We start from the raw sequence: 11,740 nt of genomic DNA on the forward strand, positions 1-11,740 counted from the left end.
AATTAAATAAATGATTATTAGGTCTTTAAAGTTTATAAAAAGTTTTATAGAATATTTTGCTTGTTGTTTATACGATATGTTGAAAGGCTTTTATTTTTCTAATATGGTCTTCAAAAGGAGTAAAGATAAAAGGGTGTTAGGTTCTAATATTATGATTAATCTTCACCGAATAGAGAAAGGGCTCACTTTAAGGAACGTTAAGCCCTTATTTGGAAAATGGTTTTTTGGTAAGTTATTTCAAGATTTAAAATCATTTGAGGAAATAAATGGTAGTGATTACCCTCAAAATATTTCAATATCTGCATTATCTGAGTATAAAAAATTTCATCTAGAGAAAAACATTTCAGAAGAAAAATATCCTTTAAACTTGATAGAGAAAGAAGACACAAGGGCTTTATCAGGCACAAAAAAAGTTGAAGAATATAATAGTTCTATTAACAGTGAGAACCATTTTTTTAGTTTAGCTCGGTCTCGATCAAGTATTAGAAATTTTTCAGCAAAAGCTAATTTGGAAGATGTAAAAAAGGCTGTTGCACTTGCAATAAAAACACCATCAGTTTGTAACAGACAGCCTTGGAAAGTTCACTATTATCAAAACAAGCATGAGATAGAAAGTTTGCTTAAATACCAGAATGGGAATTTAGGTTTTAGGGATAATATACCAGGTTTGATAATAATTACAGGAAACTTGAAAGAAATGGAGTTCTCATATGAAAGACACCAGATTTTTACAGAAGGCGGTCTTTTTAGTATGACATTGATTTATGCTTTACATTCTCTGGGTATAGGAACGTGTTGCCTAAATTGGTGCTCTAAACCATTAAATGACTGGAAGGCTCACAAAGCGGCAGGTATACCCCAAGACCAGGAAATCATCATGTACTTGGCCGTTGGCATGTATGAAAAAGATATTAAAACAACCATATCACCTAAAAAGCCTTTAACTGATGTTTTACATGTTAATTGATATTGCTAAATAGAAGGTTTAGTGAATATTCTTTTTGTGTTTCTAAAATATGGTTAACCTTATTGAATTCAATAGGTTTGAGGGCACTTAAGGCAAATTCGTCTATTTCGGATTCTGATATGGCTCTATGCCTTAAATTGAAAGTATCTAAAATATTCTGCATTCGCGTTTTACCTCTCTTTTCATTATATATACAAATAAACTCTTTATTGAATAAAATTGAAAATGCCACACCGTGGAAAGAGTCTGTAATAACTAAATCAGCATTTTTTATGTTGGCTATCCATTCTGAAATCTCCGGGAATTTTTCCTTCTTTCTGTTAAACAGAATATTTGTTAGCGATATTCTACCAGAATTTTGTTTGTAATTTAGAGTGATTTCTTTATCTAAAGAACGAGCTATACTTTTCACAAAAGCAACTTTTTTCTCAGAAGCATCCAGTAAATATTGTGTTATAAAGCCACTAGGTCTTTCTACTTCATCTTTGAATGAATAAGCCTCTTTTGGCGATAACAGTACTGGATCCAAAACCATATGGGCGTTTGTTTCAAATAGTTCTTTGCATATGTTCACGCCAGATTTTTCTCTTACCGTAACCAGTGAAAAAGATTTTAAAAGGCTTTTAATAACATTTATGTCTTTTTGGTCGCCACTATAATAATCAAGACCAAAACTAGCCGCATAAGATATTTTTTTAGTTTGTTTTGGAGCAAAATCTAAAAAATAACTGTAGCCTAAACCTCTTGTATAATCTTTTCTCCACACTTGGTCGCTCCCCACAATTAGATAGTCAAAATTTTTAAAATCAACTGAATTTAAGTTGTTGCTAAAAATAGAGCTTTTCGGATATAGGTTTAATCTATTTTGCCTAAACAGGTTAAAGGTTTTTGCAAAAGGTTTTGTTATTGCTGTTTTTAGTCTGCCTTTAAGGCCTAGGTTGGGCGTTAAATTAATGATATGGGTATCATGTCCCTTTTCGGTTAAAACTGTTTGTAAAGAATATGCCTGTAATACAGCACCATAGTTGTTAGAATAGTGATATGTTAAAATTCCAATCTTTTTTTTATCCATTTTTTTGTAAATGTTTTTTGATTTCTGAAAATTTCAGGGCTTCTAGGGTTATGGTATTTAAAAAGCTATATTCCTTTACAAAGTAATTACAAACAAAACCAGCAAAGAAATACGTTATTAAAGAGATGTAAGAGGCAGCTATGATTCCATAATTAGATATCAAAATTAAATTAGATATTATGCTTATGGTCGCAGCTATTAAGTTTCTTAAATACGCTTTTTTTTGGAGGTCTTGGATAATGATTATATATCCTGTTGCTAAAAAAATAGACTCAAAGACGTTCTTCCAAATAAGAATCTTAAATGGGTAGATGGATTTAACGTACTCCTTCGTGAAGACCATTTCAATGATGTTTTCTGAGAAGATAAAGAAAATAATAGAACATAAAACCGAACTCAATATAATTATTTCAAAAAATAAAAGGCGGTTTTTTTTGTAACTTGCTGTATCGATGGTTTTATTTAAAATTGGCCCGCCAACCATAATAATAACCATTGTAGAGGTTAGCAGTGCACTGGCTATTTTTTGAGCAGAACTATAAATGCCGGTTTCATAATCGTTTAAAAAATAATTGATAATTATCAAATCCATTTTCTTGTAACTGAAAATTAACAGACCAGCAATAAAAAGAGGAAAACTTTTTGTTATTAAATATTTAGTTTTGCTGAAATCCATTTTAAGTTTATAGGATTTAAATTTTGTTGTAAAAATGAATACAAGTATTATAAACTCAATGAAATAAGCAGCTAAATAATAATAGAGGATAGTTGAAAAGGAGGATTTTAAATAGATTAAAACCAATAAACTTACCAAGGTGAAAATGTCTCTAAAATTGAGGGCAATAGAGGAATATAAATTTTTGAACTTTCCAATAAAAAAGTTTTTGAAAGCATAACCAATTGAAGCAAAATTTGAAACAGCAAAGATTAAAATCATTTTTTGCATGTCCACATCGCTCTCTAAAAAACTAACGCACAACGCTAGAAGTGAGTAGCTGGATATAGAGGCAACCAATCTAATAAGCAAAGAACTTTCGATTATTTTTTCGTTTTTAACGGTTTCCCTAATTTCGATTCGCTCTAAGCCAAATTCAGATAGAATCAAAAAACCAGAAGAAAAAGCTATAACATAGCTAAAGCTACCAAATAACTCTGGCCCTAAATAGTTTGCCAGAATGAAGTTGACTATGAAAACAGAAATAAGATTAAGCCCTTTACCTAAAGCCTCCCATAAAAGATTATTAAACAAAACTTTTTTTACCATCAAAAGAAAAATAAAGAAATGGCAAAGTTAGTTTTTTAAATATTTACATCTAAGTTTTAAAGGGTTTTTATATTGTCTTACTTTTGCCTTGAATTGAAACCTAAGTTTTAGGCTGTTTTTATGAAAAATTGATGAAAAAAAAAGTACTGGTTCTTTCGTTAGGCCGAACGAATAGTTTGCCGTTATATGCTGAAAATATTGTGTCAAATTTTGAGAGTTTAGACTTTGATATCCTCGTTTCTAAAAATAGGTCATTAAAAAACCCTGTCGTTAAATCAAAAGAAATAATAACTTATAGTAACAAGTTAAGTTTTTTCTTTAACACCTTAATTTATCTACCCATATTAATTTTGTGCCTTCTGCCAAAAATCAGAAAAGATTACAAGGCACTGTATTTACCATACAAGCATTTTTGGGATTTACCATTTATTTTCCTCTTTAAATTATTTAACAAGGAAGTCATTTTTACGGCACACGATGGAGTTTTGCACAAAGGCGAGCGTAATTGGTTAACACAGTCCATGAATAATTGTAGGTTGAAAATGGCTAAAAAGGTTGTTTACCTTACTGAGTATACACGCAGGCATGTTGAAAGGGAGTTGGGGATAGTTGTTAATTACGAAATTGTACCTCATCCTATTATTGAGAATAAGTTTGTAGAATTTAATTCAAAAAAAGACAGAACCAATAATTTGTTATTCTTAGGAAGGATTGATAAGTATAAAGGGGTTGAATTATTAATGGAAAGTGCAATTATTTTAGAGAATTCTTTTGATAAATTAATTATTGCGGGAAAAAGTTTGTACGATGTTAACTATTTAAAGCATGATAAAATAGAAGTGCTAGATAAGTATCTCTCTGAAGAGGAAATAGGAAAATTGCTGTCTTGGGCAGATGTACTGATTCTGCCTTACACGGAGGCAACACAATCAGGTGTGATTTCCTTGGGTATTTATGCAGAGTTACCTATGGTTTGCACAAATGTAGGGGGGTTTTCTGAACAATTGGCAATGGATGAGTGTTTTTGGTGTGAGCCTAATTCAGAATCCTTAGTTAATGCTATAATTGATAGTTTGAGTAATCAGGAAAAGAGAAAGAATATAAAAAAAGCACTGATAAAGAAAAAAAGTCGGTTGTCCTGGAATAACACAGCGGCGCAAATAGAGGATTTGTTAATTTAAAAGGTAAAGGTATTCTATGAAGGTTTCTTATTTTAAAATAAGCTTCTTGTTAATTTCTCTTTTAGGTTTATTAATAGCTTATTCAGGTTATTACTTTTTACCAACTAGATTTTTTAACGATACAAATTTACTTATAAACGACCCTTGGAACGAAATAGGGTTTAAGGGCTCTTACCCATTAACTATTTTATTTTATAATATTACTGGGCTAAAGCATTTATCTTTTCCCCTAATTGGTGCACTCCAATTTATTGTATTAATACTGTTGGTTAGGAAAATAGGTATATCTAAGAGATTTCATGTTTTATCTGTGAAAAATGTATTAGTTTATTTTTTCATTCTAGTTACAGCAATCTATTTAGCTATGCCAACTAAAGAGTTTATTACTTTTTGTTTTACAGGATTACTGGTTTTGTTTTTTAAATGTCGTAAATTAAGTTATAGAAAAACCATAGTGGTTAGTATTATAACTTTACTTCTTTTTGCATATTTTTTTAGAGAGTATTATTTTTTAGTTGTTTTGACAGCTTTGTTTTTATTTTTTATAAACAAAATAAAGCTTAAGTCCCAAAGGATGGGTAATCTTGTCTTTGGATTATTATTTGTTATTTTCCTATCTTTGAGTCATGGTGTTATTAAAGGGGTTTTTATATCCCAAAACACAAGGGAAAGTCATAATGAGTGGAGAGCCAGAATAGGAGATACAGACAGTAATTCGGCCATAATTTCTCCAATTAAAACAGACACATGGTATGGTGAATCATTTGGGATTTTGTATGGTTTTTTTACGGTGAACCTTCCTCTAAATTCAATATTTAGACATATTTTATCGCCTCAAATAGTAGTTTTTGGTATTTGGCAACTTATTTTATTCGTGATAATTTACAAGCGTTATGGTAACTGTTTAAATAATGGTAAAAAAGAGAATTATGAATTGTGGTTGTTTTACTTTTTAATTTCTTATTTTATTGTACAGGGTGTATTTGAACCAGATTTAGGCTCTGCTATTCGTCATAAGGCAGGCATTTTTCCGTTAATTTATTATTTAATGTATTATGAGGAGTTTAGAAAGGAATTATCATAATATTTATCATTTTTTTTTATGCTTGCTTCCTGTTTCGTTCATATCAATGAAATTAGCTAACGTACTCGTTGCTTTTTTTGTGTTATTTAACGTTGTTTTTATTAAAAAGATACACCATACAAAGACTAGTTTGTGGCTCTTTGGGGCAATAGCCATACCTTTACTTTTGGATCTTTTGTTTATTTGGAATAATAGTAGTTTTTATTTGGCGGTAAAAGCAACCGAAAAGCACTCCCTATTTCTTATTTTTCCTTTGTTCATTCTGGGCTATAAAGGAAAATTAGACTTAAAACGCTTAGTAAAGCACTACAGAGGCTTAATGTTAATTGTTTTAACAATTCTATTCATAAGGTATATTTTTTTATATTCCGATAACTTTTTGAAATATTTAAAAGGGAAACATCTCTGGGAGATGGGTTATCATTTCTCAAATAGTTTCGGTAACCATGCACCCGCCTTAAATATGGTTATTGCCTTCATAGTTGTTATAAATTTCTACCTTTTATTAAAAGATGAACGAAGAAAATGGAAGGTTATTGGCAATGGTTTTATGTTTTTTTTGTCTTTTTTTTTCTTGATGTATGTTAACACCAGAGTTGCCATTGCTTCAGCAGTCTTTGGATGTTTAATTATATCATTTGTCCAAGTGTTTCGAGATAAGAATAGAAAGAGAACTGTAAAAACTATACTTCTGACATTTGTATTATTCGTATTTGGAATAACGGTTTTTTTAAAGGTTTTTCCTTATTCGATAAAAAAATTTACTGAAAAAAGCTTCGCCGATATGGACAAGGTTGGTCGCTTAGATGAATTTGAAAATCCTGAAAGTCAAATTTATGGTGCCTTGGTTACTAGGGTTACTATTTGGAAATCGACTTTAGAACTCGCCAGGAAAAAGTTTGTATTCGGTTATGGTGCTACTGAAGCAAAGCTCGCTCTTTTTGAATACTACAAAAAAACCAATCAAAAGTTTTTGTTTAAATATAAATTTCCTGTACATAACCAATTTTTAGATTATTTTCTAAAATATGGTATATTTGGTATCATTGGATTAGTGGTGTTTTTTAGCGTATTGGGCTATTTGGCAATAGTAAATAAAAGTCTCATTATGATGTTTTTTGGGTTACATTTTTTTCTGTCAAATTTAACAGATGATTTTTTGATTTTATTCAGCGGAATCAGTTTTTCGGCTTTTTGGCTTTCAGTTTTTGGTAAAATAACATTAAATAGAAACATTAGGTTTGAAAAGAATTAAAGTAGCACATGTTTTAGATTCGGTTGGGGGAGTTGAAGTATACCTCCGCTTAGTTGTAGAAAATATAAATTGCAATAAAGTAGAAAATATAATAATTCACAAACAAAAAAATGCTAAAAAAAGATATTATGATAAGAGTAATAACGCTATACCTGAATTTAATATTGATATCCAAAGAGAAATAAATCCAGTAAAGGATCTCAAGGCAATCTACCAAACCATAATGGCAATAAAGAAGGAAAGGCCTGATTTAATTCATGCGCATAGCGCAAAAGGAGGTATTATTGCAAGAGTCGCCTCTCTTTTTTATAAAGTAAAAGTCCTTCATACACCCCATGCTTACTCTTATTTAAGCGCTAACAGTAAATTAAAAAGAAGCGTATTTTTGCTTCTAGAATCTTTTTTTGCTAGACGAAACTCATATCTTCTAGCTACTTCAAAATCAGAAATAGAAAGGGGAATAAGTGATGTGGGATATAAACCTGAAAAAACAATTCTGTTTAATAATTCAATATTGCCGATTGAAAGAAATAACGATGAATTTACCAGTGTAAAGCTCCCAAAAAACTACATTTGTACCGTTGGTAGGCCTTCTTATCAAAAAAATATTGAAATGATGATTGAGGTTATCAAAAAGATAAAAGAATCAAAGCCGGATATTCATTTGGTTTTAATGGGGGTTGGTGAGTATAGCCCCAACAAAGAGCATGTACAAAACCAGATACGGAAATATAATTTGGAAGGAAATATAACTCTGGTAAAATGGATAGAGCGTGAAAAGATTTTAAAAATAATAGAAAACTCGAAGCTATACATTTCAACATCAAGGTATGAAGGTTTGCCGTACTCAATTATTGAAAGTTTAGCGCTTTCAAAATCGTGTGTAGTTACTAATTGCGATGGAAACAGAGACCTTGTTGAAGATAATTATAATGGGTTTGTTGTTGAAAATTTCAATGTGGATGATATGGCATCAAAAATCTGTGAGTTGCTTGACAACGATTTGCTTCGAACAAAATTTGAACAAAACTCATATATTTTATTTAATAAAGAATTCAACTTAAAGAATAATATATCTAAACTTGAGAAGATATATAGTGACTTAATATTAAATTAATTATATTTTTGCATTTTCCACTTGGAGTAAAAGTTCTTTAATGAAAACGACCAAAATCTGCTGCATAGGAGCCGGATACGTAGGCGGGCCAACCATGGCTGTCATCGCCCAGAAATGTCCCAATATAAAAGTTACAGTAGTTGATATCAACGAGTCAAGAATTAATGCTTGGAACGACGCCGACTTAAACAAGCTGCCGGTTTTCGAACCCGGTTTAGATAGTATTGTTAAAGAAGCTAGAGGGCGAAATCTTTTTTTCTCCACTGATGTGGATACGGCGATTGATGAAGCCGATATGATTTTCATTTCGGTAAATACCCCAACTAAAACCTACGGCAAAGGTAAGGGCATGGCAGCCGATTTAAAATACATCGAGCTTTGTGCCCGCCAAATTGCAAAAGTAGCCAAGGAAAATAAAATTGTAGTTGAAAAATCAACCCTCCCAGTGCGTACTGCTTCAGCGATTAAAAATATTTTAGACCATACGGGTAATGGCGTTAAGTTTCAAATACTATCAAACCCAGAGTTTTTGGCTGAGGGTACGGCGGTACAAGATTTGTTGAAACCCGATAGAGTGTTGATAGGGGGAGATACTTCTGAGGAAGGAGAGCAAGCCATTAAGGCTTTAGTTGATATTTATGCTAATTGGGTGCCTAAAGACAAAATTTTAACGACCAATGTGTGGTCTTCAGAACTTTCAAAGTTAACGGCCAATGCGTTTTTAGCCCAGCGGGTATCTTCAATAAACGCCATGTCGGTTATTTGCGAAAAAACAGGGGCAGATATCAAAGAAGTTTCAAAGGCGATAGGAATGGACTCCAGAATTGGCCCGAAATTCTTGAAAGCTTCAGTAGGCTTTGGAGGGTCGTGTTTTCAAAAAGACATTCTTAATTTGGTATATATTGCCAAAAGCTACGGACTTAACGAAGTTGCCGATTATTGGGAACAAGTTATTTTGATGAACGATCACCAAAAAAATCGATTCTCGGATAATATTGTACGCACCCTTTATAATACCGTTTCGGGAAAGAAAATAGCGTTTTTGGGTTGGGCCTTTAAAAAGGATACTAACGATACCCGTGAATCTGCCGCCATAAAAGTTGCAGATAACCTATTGAATGAACAAGCCCATGTTGCCGTTTACGACCCTAAAGTGAAAGAGGAACAGATTTATGCAGACATGGATTATTTAAATTCAAGACATTCAGTGGAAAATAGGGCTTTATTGAAAGTTAATAGTGATCCTTATGAAGTGTGTAAAGATGCTCACGCCATAGCTGTATTAACCGAATGGGATGAATTCAATACTTATGATTGGCAAAACATTTACGAGAATATGCAGAAGCCAGCATTTGTTTTTGATGGAAGAGGGCTTTTAAATCATAAAGAGCTTGAGGAAATAGGCTTTATTTATTACAAAATAGGTAGAGGAACTAAAGTATAAAAAAATAAAAATGAAAAGGGTACTCGTTACTGGTGCGGCTGGTTTTTTAGGTTCACATTTGTGTGACCGATTTATTAAGGAAGGGTTTTATGTAATTGGTATGGACAATTACATTACTGGAGATAAAAAAAACCTAGCACATTTAGCGAATCATCCCCGTTTTGAATTTATAAAACACGATGTAACGGAGTTTGTTGAAATTGAAGGGAATTTAGATTACATCCTTCATTTTGCTTCACCGGCAAGTCCTATCGATTATTTAAAAATCCCTATTCAAACTCTAAAAGTAGGGTCTTTGGGTACTCATAATTTATTAGGGTTGGCAAAAGCTAAAGATGCCCGAATATTAATTGCTTCAACTTCAGAGGTATATGGTGATCCGCTAGTGCACCCTCAAACCGAAGATTACTACGGAAACGTTAACACTATTGGTCCCAGAGGGGTTTACGATGAAGCCAAGCGTTTTCAGGAATCTATCACTATGGCGTATCATAGATTCCATGGTTTAGAAACACGAATTGTACGGATATTTAATACCTACGGCCCTAGAATGCGATTGAACGATGGACGTGTTATCCCTGCATTTATAGGGCAGGCGTTACGAGGTGAAGATTTAACCGTTTTTGGTGATGGATTGCAAACCCGTTCGTTTTGTTATGTCGATGATCAAGTTGAAGGCATTTACAGGTTATTATTAAGCGATTATGCATACCCTGTTAACATCGGGAATCCGCACGAAATCACTATTAAAGATTTTGCTGAAGAAATTATAAGGCTAACGGGCACCAAACAAAAGATTGTTTACAAAGATTTGCCTCAAAACGATCCCCTGCAACGCCAACCTGATATTAGTTTAGCAAAAAAAATACTAAATTGGGAGCCTAAAATAGACAGAGCCGAAGGCATGAAAATAACCTACAATTATTTTAAAACACTTACCAAAGAGGAACTGTTTAAAAGCGAACACAAAGATTTTGCCCAACACATAAAAAAATAAAAATTGAGCACTTTTAAACAAGGCCGGTACTCCGGATTTATAAAACCCATTTTGCACCTCATTGATTTTAGTATCATTGGCGGTGTTATATTCTTGTTTGAGATTAACCTGAATAACATTTATTTGTTTTTGGGTTATGCCTTCGCATCTTGGCTTGTCATTGCTTTTAAAAATCAGTTTTATGAGGTCAATAGGTACACTAAAGTCATACAGGTTATCACCTTGTTGTTAAGACAAATTATCTTCTTTTCAATTATACTATATGCTTTTATTGGGTTTTTTAAACAACCGAGTATAAGTCGGTTGTCGCTTGGAAACTATTTGTTGACGGTTTTTGGATTAGTTTCATTTTTTAAGTTTTTGTTTTTCTTTCTCTTAAATAAATATAGAGCAGTTTTAGGAGGAAACCTTAGAAGGGTAGTTGTTATTGGTGATACAGAAAAGACTAGGCAATTAATGCGTATTTTTAAAACCAGATTGGATTTTGGTTACGATTTCAAAAAACAGTTTAAAACGCAAAAGGAGGGTTTTTCGCTGCAAAAATGTTTCGACTTTATTATTGAAAACGACATCAATGAAATTTACTTTTCGGTGGCCGATTTATCCAACAAACAAATAAACCGATTGATCGACTTTGCCGATAATAATTTACGGGAATTAAAATTTATACCAGATAACAAGGATATATATTCTAAAAAGTTAAAATACGAATATTATGATTATATTCCTATTCTATCGTTAAGGACTATTCCTATTCAAGAAAAGGTTAACCAATTGACCAAGCGAACTTTCGATATTGTGTTTTCCCTTGGCATTATCATTTTTGTGCTATCATGGCTTACGCCCATTTTGGCCATCATCATAAAACTGGAATCAAGAGGCCCCGTATTTTTCAAACAATCCAGAAACGGGTTTAATTATAAGGAATTCGACTGTTACAAGTTTCGTTCCATGACGCCCAACAAAGATGCGCATTTGTTTCAAGCGACAAAGGGCGATAACCGCATTACAAAAGTGGGGGCTTTCATTAGAAAGACAAGTATTGACGAGCTCCCTCAGTTTTTTAATGTACTTTTCGGTGATATGTCGGTTGTGGGACCAAGGCCGCATATGGTAAGCCATACCAATATGTACGCGCAACGAATAGATAAGTTTATGGTACGCCATTTTGTAAAACCGGGCATAACAGGATTGGCCCAGATAAGTGGTTTTAGGGGCGAGATAGAAACCGATAAAGATATTATCAATAGAGTAAAATATGATATCTTTTACATAGAAAACTGGTCGTTGTTATTGGATTTAAAAATAATGATACAAACTTTGACCAATGCGTTAAAAGGCGAGGAAAAAGCTTATTAA

General features: G+C 32.5%; 10 protein-coding genes. 8 read left to right on the forward strand and 2 right to left on the reverse strand.

Annotation, left to right across the window (positions count from 1 at the left end; genetic code table 11):
* The first annotated feature begins 10 nt into the window (after nt 1–10).
* Complete coding sequence (locus HC176_RS00875; protein ID WP_167916292.1) at nt 11–967, forward strand: nitroreductase family protein; 957 nt, start codon at nt 11–13, stop codon at nt 965–967.
* Here the strand turns inward: HC176_RS00875 and HC176_RS00880 are convergent.
* Together HC176_RS00880 and HC176_RS00885 are read right to left on the reverse strand one after the other, a co-directional pair.
* On the reverse strand, nt 960–2,039 hold the full coding sequence (locus tag HC176_RS00880; protein ID WP_167916293.1) for a polysaccharide pyruvyl transferase family protein: 1,080 nt from the start codon (nt 2,037–2,039) through the stop codon (nt 960–962). The genes HC176_RS00875 and HC176_RS00880 overlap by 8 nt on opposite strands.
* The gene (locus tag HC176_RS00885; RefSeq protein WP_167916294.1) at nt 2,032–3,303 is read right to left on the reverse strand and encodes an oligosaccharide flippase family protein; all 1,272 of its coding nucleotides are present in this window, start codon (nt 3,301–3,303) and stop codon (nt 2,032–2,034) included. Before HC176_RS00885 ends, HC176_RS00880 begins: the two co-directional genes overlap by 8 nt.
* A 131-nt stretch (nt 3,304–3,434) precedes the next feature.
* On the opposite strand from HC176_RS00885, the gene HC176_RS00890 reads away from it, so the two are divergent.
* The 7 genes from HC176_RS00890 to HC176_RS00920 are packed head-to-tail and all read left to right on the forward strand — an operon-like array spanning nt 3,435 to nt 11,740.
* Nucleotides 3,435–4,484 carry a glycosyltransferase family 4 protein gene (locus HC176_RS00890; protein ID WP_167916295.1) on the forward strand — a complete coding sequence of 350 codons (1,050 nt, stop codon included), beginning with the start codon at nt 3,435–3,437 and terminating at the stop codon, nt 4,482–4,484.
* Between the two features lie 16 nt (nt 4,485–4,500).
* Nucleotides 4,501–5,568 carry a hypothetical protein gene (locus tag HC176_RS00895; RefSeq protein ID WP_167916296.1) on the forward strand — a complete coding sequence of 356 codons (1,068 nt, stop codon included), beginning with the start codon at nt 4,501–4,503 and terminating at the stop codon, nt 5,566–5,568.
* Nucleotides 5,569–5,614: 46 nt separating this feature from the next.
* On the forward strand, nt 5,615–6,823 hold the full coding sequence (locus HC176_RS00900; protein WP_167916297.1) for an O-antigen ligase family protein: 1,209 nt from the start codon (nt 5,615–5,617) through the stop codon (nt 6,821–6,823).
* Nucleotides 6,810–7,940, forward strand: coding sequence for a glycosyltransferase (locus tag HC176_RS00905; RefSeq protein WP_167916298.1), 1,131 nt, complete (start codon nt 6,810–6,812; stop codon nt 7,938–7,940). Before HC176_RS00900 ends, HC176_RS00905 begins: the two co-directional genes overlap by 14 nt.
* Nucleotides 7,941–7,980: 40 nt before the next feature.
* A complete protein-coding gene (locus HC176_RS00910) occupies nt 7,981–9,384 on the forward strand; it encodes a UDP-glucose 6-dehydrogenase (protein WP_167916299.1) in 1,404 nt (467 codons plus the stop codon).
* 10 nt (nt 9,385–9,394) lie between these two features.
* Complete coding sequence (locus tag HC176_RS00915) at nt 9,395–10,381, forward strand: UDP-glucuronic acid decarboxylase family protein (protein ID WP_167916300.1); 987 nt, start codon at nt 9,395–9,397, stop codon at nt 10,379–10,381.
* A 3-nt stretch (nt 10,382–10,384) separates the two neighbouring features.
* On the forward strand, nt 10,385–11,740 hold the full coding sequence (locus tag HC176_RS00920; RefSeq protein WP_167916301.1) for an undecaprenyl-phosphate glucose phosphotransferase: 1,356 nt from the start codon (nt 10,385–10,387) through the stop codon (nt 11,738–11,740).

Source organism: Tamlana crocina (assembly GCF_012037625.1).